We start from the raw sequence: 14,947 nt of genomic DNA on the forward strand, positions 1-14,947 counted from the left end.
GTTACAGTGGATTGATTCCGGTACGGAGATCCCGGCAACCGGTCTTGGCAACTGTGAAAGTGTGGGCATCATGGCTTTGGGAACCGTCAAATGGTTCAACGCCGAAAAAGGGTACGGCTTCATTACTGTGGACGATTCCGGCGATGACGTCTTTGTGCATTGGTCGGCCATCCAGATGGACGGTTTCCGCGCGCTCGAAGAGGGCCAGCGCGTTGAATTCGAACTCGGCGAAGGACTGAAGGGCCCGCAGGCGGAGAGTGTCCGCGTCGCCTGACCCGGAATCCAGTTCTCCGCTGTGGGCTGAAACTGCCCGGATGTATGGCGCAAGGTGGCGCCCCTGCTTGCACTCTCCACGGTCGAGTGCTAATTATTGATTTAGCACTCCCACGCATCGACTGCTAATTCCGGCCCGTTCGCGGCGCCGTAGGGATGGTAGTCGGCGCCGGGAGGATCAAGAAACACCCTGGTGGGGTGAGGTCCGGAGCGCGCGGCATACAGAGGTCGCAAGCAAAGGATCGTCCGTCGCGGGCATCCCACCTGACAGGTACCTTCTTAACGACTGTCCCGAAAGGACTACCGCCGTTATGGCCAAGATCATTGCATTTGATGAAGAGGCACGCCGCGGCCTCGAGCGGGGCCTGAACACCCTTGCTGACGCCGTCAAGGTCACCCTCGGCCCGCGTGGACGCAACGTCGTCCTCGAAAAGAAGTGGGGCGCCCCCACGATCACCAACGATGGTGTTTCCATCGCCAAGGAGATCGAGCTGGACGATCCTTACGAGAAGATCGGCGCCGAGCTGGTCAAGGAAGTTGCCAAGAAGACGGACGACGTCGCCGGTGACGGTACCACCACCGCTACGGTTCTCGCCCAGGCACTGGTCAAGGAAGGCCTGCGCAACGTTGCCGCCGGCGCCGACCCGCTGTCCCTCAAGCGCGGCATCGAGAAGGCCGTTGACGCTGTCATCAGCGAACTGCTGGCCTCCGCCAAGGAAATCGAAACCAAGGAAGAGATCGCCGCTACGGCTTCCATCTCCGCCGGAGACCAGGAAATCGGCGCCCTGATCGCTGAAGCCCTGGACAAGGTGGGCAAGGAAGGCGTTATCACGGTCGAGGAATCCAACACCTTCGGCCTGGAGCTCGAACTCACCGAAGGCATGCGCTTCGACAAGGGCTACATCTCCGCTTACTTCGTCACCGACGCTGAGCGCCAGGAAACGGTCCTCGAAGACCCGTACATCCTGATCGTCAACTCCAAGATCTCCAACGTGAAGGAACTCGTTGCGGTCCTGGAGAAGGTCATGCAGTCCAACAAGCCGCTGCTGATCATCGCCGAAGACATCGAGGGCGAAGCCCTTGCCACGCTGATCGTCAACAAGATCCGTGGCACCTTCAAGTCCGTTGCCGTCAAGGCTCCGGGCTTCGGTGACCGCCGCAAGGCACAGCTCGCCGACATCGCCATCCTCACCGGCGGCCAGGTCATCTCCGAAGAGGTTGGCCTCAAGCTGGAGAACGCTGGACTGGAACTCCTCGGTACCGCCCGCAAGGTTGTTGTCACCAAGGACGAGACCACCATTGTCGAAGGTGCCGGCGACGCCGAGCAGATCGCAGGCCGCGTTGCCCAGATCCGCTCCGAGATCGAGAACTCCGACTCCGACTACGACCGCGAGAAGCTGCAGGAGCGCCTGGCCAAGCTGGCCGGCGGCGTTGCAGTCATCAAGGCCGGTGCCGCAACCGAAGTTGAGCTCAAGGAACGCAAGCACCGCATTGAGGACGCTGTCCGCAACGCAAAGGCTGCCGTTGAAGAAGGCATCGTCGCCGGTGGTGGCGTTGCCCTCATCCAGGCCGGTGCCAAGGCATTCGCCAACCTGAACCTTGAGAACGACGAAGCAACCGGCGCCAACATCGTCAAGGTTGCCATCGACGCTCCGCTGAAGCAGATTGCTTTCAACGCCGGCCTCGAGCCGGGCGTTGTTGCCGATAAGGTCCGCGGCCTGCCTTCCGGCCACGGCCTGAACGCTGCTACGGGTGTTTACGAGGACCTGCTGGCTGCCGGCGTCAACGACCCCGTCAAGGTCACCCGTTCGGCCCTCCAGAACGCTGCTTCGATCGCTGGTCTGTTCCTGACCACCGAGGCTGTAGTTGCCGACAAGCCTGAGAAGAACGCTCCGGCTCCGGGCGGCGACGAGATGGGCGGCATGGGCGGCTTCTAAGCCTCCTGTACTGCAGCATCACGCTCAGAACGCACGACGGCGGTCCTCACCTTTGGTGGGGGCCGCCGTCGGCGTTTCACCGCCGGGGGATTGGCCGCCGAATGCGTGGGAACACGCCCCATTCGCAGGGAGAGCTACAGCGTTCCGGCACGCTTCCCACGACCTCGCGGGGTTCCCGGGGCCGCTAAAAGTGTCAGTGCAGTCTGGCAGGATTAAAGGCATGACGATTATTGCTGCCGCCGATGGCTCTGCCCTCGGCAATCCTGGGCCGGCCGGTTGGGCCTGGTATGTTGACGATTCCTGTTGGCGCGCAGGAGGTTGGCCGCACGGCACCAACAACATGGGCGAGCTCATGGCTGTCCTTGACTTGTTCCGTTCCACCGCGCACATCCCGCACGAGGAATTGCGGATCCTTTGCGACAGCCAGTACGTCATCAACTGCGTCACCAAGTGGATGCCCGGATGGAAGCGGAAGGGTTGGCGGAAGGCCGACGGCAAGCCCGTGCTCAACGTCGACCTCCTGAAGGACATCGACCAGGCGATTGTTGGCCGCAAGTACACGTTCGAGTGGGTCAAGGGCCATGCCGGCCACGAACTCAACGAAGCTGCCGACGAACGCGCCCGTGCCGTGGCAGCGGCCTATCAGCAAGGTGTGGCAGCCCCGGGTGGTCCCGGCTTCTCCGGCGCCGCTGGAACTGCCGCAGAGCCCTTGCCGGTCCCAGCATCAGTTGCCGGCCCAGCATCAGCCGTGCCCACATCCAGCCCCCTCCCGGCCTCGCGGCTGGACCGGGCACCCCGCCTGCACTCCGAGCCCACGCTCTTTGGAGAGTCGGGAATCTTTGGCCAGGCCGACCTCTTCAGCGAGCTCGAGGACGCCGCAGCAACCCCGGAACTGTCAGCCGAGGAAGTAGTGGTGGCCCTCGAACGCGAACTGCTCCGCCCGGACGTTCGTGCGGATATCGGGAGGATCGGCGTGTTGCTGCACCCCGAGTTTGCCGAGATCGGCCAGTCCGGAAGGTTCTGGACCCGGGACGCCATGATGGTTGCCTTGGAGGAGGACCCGGGGGAGCACGTGGAACTGGAACTCCTGAGCGCAGACCGCCTCAGTGAGAACACCATCCTGCTGAACTACCGGAGCTTGTCCCACGCCGGTTCGGCTCTCCGCAGCTCGGTGTGGCTTCTTGACCGAGGCAAGTGGAGGCTGCGGTTCCACCAAGGAACTCCGGAAAACTAGGTTGACCTGCGGGGCGGCCGCACAGGGGGAAGACGGCCGGCCCCGCAGGAGTTTCAGAAGCCGGCCCCTAGTAGGCGAAGCGTTGCGTGTTGCCCTGTTCAACCTCGGCGTAGTTCGAAGCTGCGGTTGCCAAGGCCACGTTGATGGACGCGAGCGAGGACTCCACCTTGTTCTGGGTCAGGGTCCACTCGAGGACCAGGGACTGGAAATTGGTGGCCGCCGAGCCCCGCCAGGTTGCCTGGAGTTCATCAAGTCCCTGCTTCATGGCCTGAACGTCGGTGCTGATGCGGTCAACCGTTGCTTTGACGTTGGCGGCCTTGAGCTGAAGGAGCTCGGTATCGACGGAGATGACGCTCATGGGTGATGCCTTTCGACGAAGTAGTTCCGCGGTTTCGCGGTGGAAGCGTGGGCCACAACATCGAGCCTAGGCACCAGCCGCAATCAGCGGAAAGGTCGATCACCGCTATGTGGATAACACCTCTGCGGGTTCCTCGTGGAAGGGCAGGCTGACCACCAAGGTGGCCCCGCCGCCGTCGGTCTCGGTGACCCGCACGGTACCGCCGTGGCTTCCCACGATCGCCGCAACAATAGCCAGTCCCAAGCCGCTGCCGCCGGTTTCCCGCGTCCGGGAGGTATCCGCGCGGTAGAAGCGTTCGAAGATCTTATTGGTCTCTTCCTGCGGAATCCCGGGCCCATGGTCCCGGATCTCGATGGCGGAGAAGGAGCCCTCCGGGTTGGTGCGGACGCCCACCGCCAGTTCGATCGGGGTGCCATCAGGTGTGTACCGCAACGCGTTTCCCACCAGGTTGCCGATCACCTGCCGCAGCTTGGCTTCGTCGCCTTGGACGGGCGCAGGCGCAGGAGAGGCGCCGTCCAGGCCCACAAGCCTGATGGTGCGGTCGCCGGAGGCGGCACGGGTATCCACCACGGCGTCGTTCGCCAGCAACTGCAGGTCCACTGGCTTCAAGTGCAGCGGGCGCTGCTCGTCCAGCCGGGCCAGCATCAGCAGGTCCTCAACCATGGACCCCATGCGCTTGGCTTCGCTCTCGATTCGGCCCATCGCCGTCGAGATGTCATCGGGGGAGGTCAGTGCGCCGTGGCGATACAGCTCGGAGAAGCCTCGGATGGTGACCAGTGGAGTGCGGAGTTCGTGGGAGGCGTCCGCGGCAAACCGCCGCATGCGGGCTTCGGACGCGGCGCGGGCGGCAAACGAGGATTCGATGTGCGCCAGCATGGCATTGAGTGAGCCACCCAGGCGCCCCACCTCGGTGTGCGGATTGTCGATCTCGACGCGGCGGGAGAGATCCCCTGCGGCGATGGCGGCGGCGGTCTTCTCCACACGGGCCAGTGGCCGGAAGGACCGCGCTACCGTCCAGGTGGCAATGAAGAATGCCAGGACCAACGTCAAGAGCCCCACCCCGACAACCACCAGGACGGCGTGCTCCATGACCTTGTCCACGGGCGTCAGCGGCAGACCGATGATCACTACGCCGTTCTGGCCGTTGGCCACCACTCCCACGGCCACTACGCGCCAGTTGGTTCCCGCGGTTCCGCTGACCTGGAAAGGAGCATTGCCACGTGCTTTGGCTTCCGCCGGGGTGATGTTGGCGATCGCCGGGCGGTCGTTTGCGCTCCCGCCAAACGGGTATGGCGATAGGCCGGAGACATAGAGTGTCAGCGAGTAGTCAGTAGGCACGGCCGGGTTGTACTCGGACAATTTGTCGAACGACTGTTGGTCCTGTGCAAGGGCAACTGCGGCCTTGAGCTTGTCGTCCACCTGGCCCTGGAGGTAGCTCTTGACGAGGGTCAGCGTACCGGCCCCGGTCGCTGCCAGGGCCAAGAGGAGCAGTCCCATGATGATCGCAACGAGTTGGGACCTCAGGGACGCCGATTTCCAGCGTTGCAGCAAGGTCAGCGCTTCTCTGCCGTCCGCAAGACGTAGCCCACGCCGCGCTTTGTCTGGATCAGGGCGGCAGCATCGGGGTCGATGTCCACCTTCCGGCGCAGGTAGGAGATGTACGACTCAACAATGGAGGCGTCGCCGTTGAAGTCGTATTCCCATACGTGGTCCAGGATCTGGGCCTTGGACAGCACGCGGTTGGGGTTCAGCATGAGGTAGCGAAGCAGCTTGAATTCGGTGGGGGACAGTTCAATGACGGTCCCGCCACGGCGAACCTCGTGGGCGTCGTCATCGAGTTCCAGATCGTCCACGCGGATCACGGCGTCGTCGTCTTCCAGGGGTTGGGTGCGGCGCAGCACCGCACGGATGCGGGCAACAACTTCATCCAGGCTGAAGGGCTTGGTGACGTAGTCGTCGCCGCCGACGGTCAGGCCGGTGACCTTGTCCTCGGTATCGTCCTTGGCCGTCAGGAACAGTACGGGGAAGTGCTTGCCGGCAGCCCGGAGGCGTCGTGTCACCGTGAAGCCGTCCATATCCGGAAGCATGACGTCCAGGACGGCTAGATCGGGGGCATGGGTGTCAGCGGCTGCGAGGGCTTCGCGGCCATTCGATGCGGCTACGACCTCGAAACCTGCAAAGCGCAGTGACGTGGAGAGAAGCTCGCGGATGTTGGGTTCGTCGTCGACGACAAGGAGCTTGGCTTCGGGGCCGTTCTTTTTCATGACACCCATGATGCTCCCAGTTTCTGGGAGTTATCTGGATGCTCTATGGGAGGGCGCTGCGTGCCGCGAAGGCGTCGCATCCTTACCCGCCCAGTGCCAGCCCTACGCCCAAGGCAGTCATGGTCACGGCGATTCCACCATCCAGGAACCGCCATGCCAGCGGCTTGGCAAAGAAGCCGCGTAGGAACCTCGCCCCGAAGCCGAGCGCGGAAAACCACAAAACGCTGCCCACCATTGCGCCCATGCCAAACCACCACTGCAGCTGTGTTCCCTGGGCGCTGGCAATCGATCCGAGCAGGGCAATATCCAGGTACACGTGCGGATTCAGCCAGGTCAGGGCCAGCATGGTGGTGACCGCGGCGGCCAGCCCCCGCTTGCCTGCTTGGCCGGATCCATCGCCGGCGATGAGCGCCTGGGGCCGCAGTGCACGGCGGGCCGCCATGGCGCCATAGGTCACCAGGAACGCTGCGCCCACAAAGCGGAGAATCACGACGGCGGCAGGGGCCGCCGCGATCAACGCGCCGATGCCCAGGACTCCTGCCCCGATGAGGACAGCGTCTGACAGGGCGCAGACTGCAACGATGGGACCAATGTGTTCGCCGCGGATTCCTTGCCGGAGCACGAAGGCGTTTTGCGCCCCGATGGCGACGATAAGGGCGAGTCCGGTGGCCAGGCCAAGCCCGGCAGTGTTGAAGATGTCAGCAGTGTTCACCCTTCAAAACTATGAATCAGACTATCTTTAGACCAGCTAAAGATTCTGAAGCTGCCTAAGATATTCTTATGACACAGTTTCCCTCCGAGCAATTGCAGACGTTCGCCACGGTCCTCTCCGAAGGGACGTTGGACGCAGCAGCACGGCAGCTGCACATCACGCCCTCAGCCGTGTCCCAGCGCCTTAAAGCGCTGGAGCAATCGGCGGGCAGGGTACTGCTGCAGCGCAGCAATCCGGCCCAGGCCACGGAGGCCGGCGAGGTAGTGCTTCGCTTGGCACGGCAAGTGGCGCAACTCGAAGCTGACGCCGGGACGGAACTCGGGTTGGGCTCCGACGGGCCTCGGCTGGCCATCCCCATCGTGGTCAACGCCGATTCCTTGTCCATGTGGTTCCTCCGAGCGCTGGCCCGTCTTCCCAAGGACTTGAACGTCACTTTTGATCTCCACCGGGACGACGAGCAGCATTCTGCGTCCTTCCTGCGCTCCGGGAAAGTGATGGCCGCCGTGACCGCTACTCCGGATCCCGTGCAGGGTTGCCGGGTGGAAGCGCTGGGCATCATGAGGTACCGGGCGGTAGCGGAACCTGCCTTCGTCGGACGTTGGTTTGCCGACGGCGTGGATCAGGCAAAACTCAATACTGCTCCCACCGTCGATTTTGACCGGAAGGACACGTATCAGTGGGCCTTCGTCAGGGCGTGGCCGGGGAAGCCGACGGCAACGCCCGAACGGAAGGGACCGCGCCACTATGTTCCTGCTTCCCATGACTTTGGGGACGCGATCAGGCTGGGTTTGGGGTGGGGGTTGATTCCGGAAGTCCAGTGTGGTCCGGACATCGCAGACGGCCGGCTGATCGAATTGGCGCCGGACCGGCCCTTCGACGTCCCCTTGTACTGGCAGCGTTGGAAAACTGCATCCACGGTATTGGACGTGGTGAGCGATACGGTCAGGGAAGCTGCGGCGGAGTTCCTGCGCAAGCCATAGCCGAAGTGGATTTGGAACACGCCCGCCGATGCTTCCAAAAATGTCAGTGCCCCATTCCACACTGGAACCATGGCAAAGAAACCAGCACCAACCAGCAGCACGTCCCCCTCGGCCGAAGTCGAATACGAGTACCACGTGAGCTACTCCGACTCCCAGATTGGCCCGGTTCAGGTTGAAGAATTCGATGACCTTGCTGCCGCCGAGCGCTTCGTGGCATTGCAACTCCGCACGGAAGACTCCTGGGCGATCGTGGAACGCATGGAGATCCACGCCCACCTCCGCCTGGTGGCCTAGGCCCGCATAGCGCCGGACGTTATTCCGGCTTGTTGTGCGAGTGGCCTCCGTGCATGAACGGCGACGAGACGCCCTGGTATTGCAGCAACATCATCATGCCCTCGGCGGCGTGGTCCAGGTTGTGGCAGTGGTCCATCCAGATCCCTGGGTTGTCGGCGGTTAGCTGCACTTGCCAGACTTCCCCTGGTTGGACGTCCACGGTGTCCAGCAGCAGCGGAGAGCCCGTAGGTGCCACGCCGTTGCGGCTCAGGACCAAAACGTGGTGGCCGTGTGGATGCATCGGGTGGGGTTCGGCGGTCCTGTTCACGATCGTCACCTTCAGGACGTCCCCATCTGCCACCTCCATGGCCGGTACCAAGGGGTACGCGGCGCCGTTGACGGTGAAGGCGTAGCGCGGGATTCCGTCCACGAACCGGAATTGGCGGTCCAGCACCACTACTTCTTCACGAGTGGCCGCCGGAGCGGGCTGTTGCCCGGATCCGGGCTTGCCATAGCCCAGAAGATCCAGGACCGGAGTGGTCGCATAGACGCCTGCCGCGGGCTTCGCGGGACTCCCGGAGGTCCACCCCGGTGGAGAAATGACCACCACAGCATCCGCGGCGGCATCGGAGTGAACGGTCACCGGTGCGGCCGGCATGGTGAACGTGACGTCGTTCCGGCCGCCCGCCCCTATCCGGAGCAGCCTTCCGGTGACCTCCCCGGGTTCAATCACGGGGGTCCCGTCTATGGCAGCTACCTTGAAGGCCGTCCCGGACACCAGGTACCGCTGAGGCAGCGAATCGGTATTGACGAGACGCACGCGAACGGTGGATCCCGGCGCGGCCGTGTAGGCACTGCTACGGTCTGAGGAGCCCAGCAACCCCAGACCGCTGAGGTCGTGTCCGGCTACTGCAATGTCCTCATCAGGACGGACATCGGTGGTGCCGTGCACGACGAATACGCCGTAGAGTCCCTTACGGACCCCCTCGGCAGAATCCTGGTGCGTGTGGTACCAGTACGTACCCACTTGTGCGGCAGTGAAACGGTAGGTCATGGATTGCCCGGGCATCACGGCATCCTGAGTTGCGCCGGCAACCCCGTCCATGGCATTGGGGACGTCATAACCATGCCAATGGAGCGTGACCCCGGCCGTGACATCCCGGTTTTTCAGCACCACCTCCATCACTTCGCCCTGCTGTGCCTCCAAGGTGGGCCCCGGCAAGCTCCCGAACGTCCAGGCCTGGACAGATTGCCCGGACGGCAGCGTCACCTGTTCCACGCGGGCGGTGAGTTCATAGTGGCGAACTACGGCATTTGCGGGGGAGTTGCCCAACAGCGTGGTCACCGGAACCGGCGCTGCCACCGGAACCGTTGCGCCGCCGTCGTGGTGTCCCACCGCGGTGGCAATTCCGGTGCCGTCGGCAGCGCGGCTGCCTAGCCAGGCGAAGACTCCCGAACCCAAAGCGGTACAGGCCAGGAGCCCGGCGACTGCGGTGACCGCCGTCGTGCGCCTTCCCGGCGTCACAGAGCCTCCGCGGACCGATGGAAACAGGGCAAGTTTGGCCGCCAGGACGCTGCCGCCCACGAGGAACAGCAGGATCACCAGGGACCACACGGCCGGGAACGGCCCCAGGATGAACACCAGCCCGAGCGATCCCACAGCCGCAGCCCCGGCGGCCACAAGTGACAGCACGGCCCACTGCCGCCCGCGCCCGGCAGGCACCGGGGCAGATTGTGAGCCGGTGTTCCGCTTCCTCAGCAAATACGGAACACCGGCCATCGCGGCCCCAACCGCGGGAATGGCGGTCAATGGCAGGCTGATGGTTAGGCGCTCATTGGCGAACCACCAGCTGCTTGCCGCCAAGGCAGGAAGCAGTGCGTAGCGGCCGGCCGTTGCCAGGACGGCAACGCCCAGGGCCAGCAGGGCCGCGTCTACCCCGTGACGCAGTGCCTTTCGGGATGATGTCAGCCAGGCTGCCGCGATCCAGGCACCGGCGGCAAGGACCGCCAGCACCAGGTCCACGGCCATCAGCTGTGAACTGTTCACAGCTGATGGGGGTCAGGCCGCAGCGGAAGCAGAGGCATCCGATGAAGCGGACTTGGGTGGGAGAGGTTGTGGATTGAGGGCCGCGGCCCGCGCGCGGTTGAACAACCAGTAGGACATGAAAATGATCAGCAGGCCGGTGACGGCGTGGATGGCTGCCACCCATGATCCGGAGGGGGTGATGAAGTCCTCCGAAGATCCAGTCAGCATGCCGCCGATGATGAAGATGAAGAGTTGGAACCAGGTCATCAGGAAGATGCCGGCTGCGAGCCAGATGGTCCGGGATCCGGCACGTGCAAGTGCTGCCACGATGACGGCGAGCAAGGCTGCGTAGCGCAACACGAACTGGCCGTTGATGGCGTGGTACACGCCAGCCTCGCGTTGGGCTTCGATGGTGTTCTGGAAGTGGAAGTATCCAGCGAAAAACAGTTGGGCGAGTGATGAGAGCAGGATGATGGCCGCAAGGACCAGGAGGGTCTTACGCATGGGGAATCCTCGGACAAGACTTCACGGATTCGTCTAGGCCGTCGAATCGCCGGCTCCCTGGCTGCGGGCTGCCCCCACTGCCGACGACTGGCCGCCAGGCTGCCTGGACCAGGGGCAACCCATCAGGGCGGAGAGCTTCACTTGGAATCGTAAAATTGCTGGAGATAAATAGCAAGGGAACTGCGGTTAATCACCCGTGCAAGCATGCTCAGGCCTGCTCCGTGCCCACGTCTTTCCCGATGTCCTTGGCATCCATGATGCGGTAGGCGTAGCCCTGTTCGGCGAGGAATCTCTGGCGTTTCGCCGCGAAGTCCTGGTCCAGGGTGTCCCGGGCAACCAGCGAGTAGAACCTCGCCGCTCGTCCGTCCTGCTTCGGCCGCAGCAGGCGTCCCAGCCGCTGCGCTTCCTCCTGGCGGGAGCCGAACGAGCCCGAGACCTGGATGGCCACGGACGCTTCCGGGAGGTCGATGGAGAAGTTGGCCACCTTGGAAACCACCAGGGTTTGGATCTCGCCTTTGCGGAAGGCATCGAAGAGTTTCTGCCGGGCCTTGACGCTCGTCTCGCCCTTGATCACCGGCGCGTCCAGACGTTCTGCAATCTCGTCGAGTTGGTCGATGTACTGTCCGATCACCAGCAACTGTTCGCCCCTGTGGGCATCCACCAATTGTTCCACCAGGGCAGTCTTGGTCTCCGAGGTGGCGCACAGCCGGTACTTGTCCGCGTCGTCGGCCATGGCGTAGGCCACCCGTTCGTCGCGGGGCAGGTCCACACGGACCTCCACGCAATCGGCGGGGGCAATGTAGCCCTGGGCCTCGATGTCCTTCCACGGGGCGTCGTACCGCTTGGGTCCGATCAGGCTGAAGACTTCGCCTTCGCGGCCGTCCTCGCGGACCAGCGTAGCGGTCAGGCCCAGCCGCCGCCTGGCTTGCAGGTCCGCCGTCATCCGGAAGATCGGCGCGGGCAGCAAATGGACTTCGTCGTAGATGATGAGGCCCCAGTCGTGGCCGTCCACGAGTTCCAGGTGGGGGTACAGTCCGCCCCGCTTGGTGGTGAGGACCTGGTAGGTGGCGATCGTGACGGGCCGGACTTCCTTGACCGCACCCGAGTACTCGCCGATTTCGTCCTCGGTGAGCGAGGTCCGCTTGAGCAGTTCGTCCCGCCACTGGCGGGCCGAGACAGTGTTGGTCACCAGGATCAGCGTGGTGGTGGAGGAGGTGGCCATTGCTGCGGCGCCCACCAGCGTCTTGCCGGCACCGCACGGAAGTACGACGACGCCGCTGCCGCCGGCCCAGAAGTTCTCCGTGGCCACCTTTTGGTAAGGGCGCAGCTGCCAGTCGGTCTCGTCGAGCATGATCAGGTGCGGCTGGCCATCAACGTATCCGGCCAGGTCTTCCGCGGGCCACCCGAGTTTGAGCAGCAACTGCTTCAACTGCCCGCGCTGGGATGAATGGACCACCACGGTTTCCCCGTCGATCCGTGGCCCCAGCAGCGGGGCGATCTTCTTGGCGCGGATGACTTCCTCCAGGACGGGGTAGTCGTCAGTCCGCATCACCAGGCCGTGCTGTGGGTCCTTCTCCAGGCGGAGCCGGCCGTACCTGGACATGGTCTCTTCGATGTCGATCAGCAGGGCATGCGGCACAGGGAAACGCGAGTACTTCAACAGAGTGTCCAGCACCTGTTCCGCATCCAGCCCGGCGGCACGGGCATTCCACAGTCCCAAGGGAGTGAGGCGGTAGCTGTGCATGTGCTCGGGAGCGCGCTCCAGCTCTGCGAACGCCGCGATGGCATGCCGGGCCTCCGTGGCAAGCTCATGGTCGACTTCCAGCAGGATGGTTTTGTCGCTTTGAACGATCAGGGGACCGTCAGTCACTCTTGAATCCTCACGTGTGCATCACTCACTTGTGCCGGTCTCCGGCGGGTTCAACATCAATGATCCGGTGGATGGACAACACCCGTTCGGTGTCCTTGCCGGGATCGAACACCCTGACCCGGCCGCCGGAGACGGAAACCGGGACAACCGTTTCGGTGTTCGAGTTGCCCAGGCTGTCCACCACGTTCATGGTCACGGCTTGTTTGAGCCGGATGGCTTTCTGCAGGGTTTCCAGGCCCAGCTGCGTCGAAGCTTCTCCCGTACCGTCGGCCGGGACGCCGCGGTGCTGCCGCAGGATGGAAAGCTGCGCCTCGACGTCGTCGTCCGGCGGAGCCGTCCGTGGTGCCGTATAGACGGGACGAGCGCTGCCTGCCACCGCCGTGGTCCGCTTGAAACGGACGACGGCGGGCTCCACCTCTTGCACTGCGGGCGAGAGTCCCAGCTCGCGCAGCACCCGTGCGGTTTCGCGGGGACTGGCGGCCGAGGTCAGGACTGTCGGGGCGATGCGGACCAGGCTCAGCACGGACGTCCGGGCTTCCTGCAGGAGCTCGGCGATGGCTGACTCGTCATCGCTCTGGATGAAGCTGGCACTGGTGCTGACGCGCAGGCGGCCGTGCCGTGATGCGGTGTCCTGCACCAGATAGGCGAGGGGCTGGGGCACGTCCGTTGCCGAATGTTCGCGCAGGAACGCCAACAGCGATTCCGCATCCTGTCCGGCGTCGAGCGCCCTGCGGATGGTCGCGGCCGAAAAACGGTAGATCGACGCCGGTCCCTGCCCCTCGGCGTCGGCCATGAGCAACAGCGTTTCGCTGAGTTCCGGGGCAAGGTAACCCGGGGCCACCGCCGTCAGGTCGGCCTGCAGCAGGATGTGGTTGACCGCCGCAGGCAAGTGTTCGCCAAGAATGGTCATGGCTTCATCGGGCTGGCCAACGGCAAGGGCAGAACCGAGTTGCGTGAAAGCGCCGGAGCCCATGAGTCCCAGGAGCGTAGCCTCTTCAAGGATGCCCTTCACCAGCGAACTGAAGCGCCGCGACATCCGGGGCTGGGTCCATTCCGCACGCTGCAGCACCGCACGGGCATCCAGGACGGGAGCCTTGCCATCGGGGGCTGCGGCCTCCACGGTGAGCTCGTTGAGGATTTCCAGGATCCTCCGGCGGACCACCGGGGCGTCAGGCCGCTGGGCTTCCGCCGATAAGGCATTGATGGTGGTCCCGGCAGTTCCTGGATGGGCCGCCGGGGTGCTGCCGGTAAGGGGCTGGCCCACCAACGACGGTGCGCGCTCGCTGGCCAGCCAGGCGTTGACCAGCCAGAGCCATTGCTCCTGCCGCGGCAAGGTCAGCCACTCCAGGGACGGCGGCTGGACCCAGGTGGAGCTGTCGACGTCCAGGCGCAGTAACCCGGCCAGTGCACAGAATTCCAGCAGGATCGCTGTTTGATGGACGCCGCAGCGGATGGACTCGGCGAGCCGTCGCAGTTCCCGCACGCCCACGCCGCCACTCCGCAGGGTCGCCAGGGGTTGTTCCCGGACGGCGAACAGCAGCTCGTTGGACAGCCGTAGGGTCTCCGCAATGGCACCCATGGCCGCATTGCGACGCAGGGCTGCGCTGGTGTGTCCGAGCTCCGGAACCGGGGGCGTCAGGGTGAAGTCGTCAACAATGGCCCCGCCCCGTAACGCAATGCCCACGCTGTGCGGCAATTCCACGTGGCCGGCGTCCAGGGGGACCAGCAGTCCGCGTGCCAGGAGCCAGTCTATGGGCCCGACGTCGGCACTCTCGTGGGTGACCGAAGCCCGCCTTTGCGCTTGGGGTACGGCACCCATGGCCCAGCTTCCGAACTTGTCCAGGAGACCGGTGGTCCGTTCCGGCGCGCTGGCCAGGATGTCGCGGACGCCATCGGGGGTCGACGTCCAACGCTGGAGCGCGAGGGCTGCGTCCATGGGGGTGCTGGCCGGATGGATACCGAGTCCGCTGTGGTGGAGTTCGCCCACCAGCTGGACTACCCGTTGGGCGAATGCGGGTTGAAGCCGGACCAACTCCGTGTAGCTGCGTCCCAGCCCGGCGGGGTAGATCCCGATGACGTCCTTCAGGCTGCCCACGGGAAGGTAGAACTTCTGCCGCGAACTTGCGGGAGGATGGGTGGCCGGCGGCGCTTCGGCCCGGTGGATCAAAGCCAGCTCCTGCAGTTTGGCCAGGATGGGTTCCAAGGCAGAGAGCGTGGACCCGGCAATGGCCTTCTTCAGTCCTGCCGCCGAAACACTGTGGCCCGTATCCGCGTTGGTACACAGGTGCAGGGTTTCCAGCACCTGCATCTCGGGCTTGGTGAGGCGTTCCAGGGCCCGCTGCACACTGACCCGCGCACTGGCCCGCGCCGCCAGGGCCGCGAAATCGGGGGCCATGGGCGAGATCAGGTCCGGTCGCGCGGCAAAAAGAGCCCGCAGCGAGGCGTCGCTGCGCGTTTCAAGTTCCTTGCTGAGCGCGCGAATGAGGGACATCACTTCAAATTTACCGTTGCGGGGC

Annotated in this window: 13 protein-coding genes; 5 read left to right on the top strand and 8 right to left on the bottom strand. The window is 64.3% G+C overall.

Annotation, left to right across the window (positions count from 1 at the left end):
• The first annotated feature begins 70 nt into the window (after nt 1-70).
• The 3 genes from ACIPV6_RS13910 (at nt 71) to ACIPV6_RS13920 (ending at nt 3,444) form a co-directional block, all read left to right on the top strand.
• Nucleotides 71-274: a cold-shock protein gene (locus ACIPV6_RS13910; protein WP_217376272.1), complete on the top strand. Its 204-nt coding sequence runs from the start codon at nt 71-73 to the stop codon at nt 272-274.
• A gap of 310 nt (nt 275-584) precedes the next feature.
• Nucleotides 585-2,210, top strand: coding sequence for a chaperonin GroEL (groL, locus tag ACIPV6_RS13915; RefSeq protein ID WP_397323158.1), 1,626 nt, complete (start codon nt 585-587; stop codon nt 2,208-2,210).
• A 220-nt stretch (nt 2,211-2,430) separates the two neighbouring features.
• Nucleotides 2,431-3,444, top strand: a complete 1,014-nt coding sequence (locus ACIPV6_RS13920; protein WP_400271441.1) for an RNase H family protein — start codon at nt 2,431-2,433, stop codon at nt 3,442-3,444.
• A 67-nt stretch (nt 3,445-3,511) separates the two neighbouring features.
• Here ACIPV6_RS13920 and ACIPV6_RS13925 read toward each other — a convergent pair whose 3' ends face one another.
• The 4 genes from ACIPV6_RS13925 to ACIPV6_RS13940 all read right to left on the bottom strand — a co-directional run bounded on the left by ACIPV6_RS13925 (nt 3,512) and on the right by ACIPV6_RS13940 (nt 6,778).
• Nucleotides 3,512-3,802 carry a WXG100 family type VII secretion target gene (locus ACIPV6_RS13925; RefSeq protein ID WP_397323156.1) on the bottom strand — a complete coding sequence of 97 codons (291 nt, stop codon included), beginning with the start codon at nt 3,800-3,802 and terminating at the stop codon, nt 3,512-3,514.
• Nucleotides 3,803-3,907: 105 nt separating this feature from the next.
• Nucleotides 3,908-5,353 carry an ATP-binding protein gene (locus ACIPV6_RS13930; protein WP_400271442.1) on the bottom strand — a complete coding sequence of 482 codons (1,446 nt, stop codon included), beginning with the start codon at nt 5,351-5,353 and terminating at the stop codon, nt 3,908-3,910.
• Between the two features lie 2 nt (nt 5,354-5,355).
• Nucleotides 5,356-6,066: a response regulator transcription factor gene (locus ACIPV6_RS13935; RefSeq protein WP_347109954.1), complete on the bottom strand. Its 711-nt coding sequence runs from the start codon at nt 6,064-6,066 to the stop codon at nt 5,356-5,358.
• A gap of 82 nt (nt 6,067-6,148) precedes the next feature.
• On the bottom strand, nt 6,149-6,778 hold the full coding sequence (locus ACIPV6_RS13940) for a LysE/ArgO family amino acid transporter (protein WP_400271443.1): 630 nt from the start codon (nt 6,776-6,778) through the stop codon (nt 6,149-6,151).
• Between the two features lie 68 nt (nt 6,779-6,846).
• Here ACIPV6_RS13940 and ACIPV6_RS13945 point away from each other — a divergent pair, with 68 nt between their 5' ends.
• Both ACIPV6_RS13945 and ACIPV6_RS13950 read left to right on the top strand, forming a co-directional pair.
• The gene (locus ACIPV6_RS13945; RefSeq protein WP_400271444.1) at nt 6,847-7,758 is read left to right on the top strand and encodes a LysR family transcriptional regulator ArgP; all 912 of its coding nucleotides are present in this window, start codon (nt 6,847-6,849) and stop codon (nt 7,756-7,758) included.
• Between the two features lie 69 nt (nt 7,759-7,827).
• Nucleotides 7,828-8,052, top strand: coding sequence for a hypothetical protein (locus ACIPV6_RS13950; protein ID WP_400271445.1), 225 nt, complete (start codon nt 7,828-7,830; stop codon nt 8,050-8,052).
• Between the two features lie 19 nt (nt 8,053-8,071).
• Here ACIPV6_RS13950 and ACIPV6_RS13955 read toward each other — a convergent pair whose 3' ends face one another.
• The 4 genes from ACIPV6_RS13955 to ACIPV6_RS13970 all read right to left on the bottom strand — a co-directional run bounded on the left by ACIPV6_RS13955 (nt 8,072) and on the right by ACIPV6_RS13970 (nt 14,922).
• Nucleotides 8,072-10,078, bottom strand: a complete 2,007-nt coding sequence (locus tag ACIPV6_RS13955; RefSeq protein ID WP_400271446.1) for a multicopper oxidase family protein — start codon at nt 10,076-10,078, stop codon at nt 8,072-8,074.
• A 12-nt stretch (nt 10,079-10,090) separates the two neighbouring features.
• Nucleotides 10,091-10,561, bottom strand: coding sequence for a hypothetical protein (locus tag ACIPV6_RS13960; protein WP_400271447.1), 471 nt, complete (start codon nt 10,559-10,561; stop codon nt 10,091-10,093).
• Between the two features lie 208 nt (nt 10,562-10,769).
• A complete protein-coding gene (locus ACIPV6_RS13965) occupies nt 10,770-12,431 on the bottom strand; it encodes a DNA repair helicase XPB (protein WP_400271448.1) in 1,662 nt (553 codons plus the stop codon).
• A gap of 25 nt (nt 12,432-12,456) precedes the next feature.
• Complete coding sequence (locus ACIPV6_RS13970) at nt 12,457-14,922, bottom strand: helicase-associated domain-containing protein (RefSeq protein ID WP_400271449.1); 2,466 nt, start codon at nt 14,920-14,922, stop codon at nt 12,457-12,459.
• Nucleotides 14,923-14,947: the final 25 nt, after the last annotated feature.

This window comes from Paenarthrobacter sp. NPDC089988, from assembly GCF_044748465.1.
Classification (GTDB): domain Bacteria; phylum Actinomycetota; class Actinomycetes; order Actinomycetales; family Micrococcaceae; genus Arthrobacter.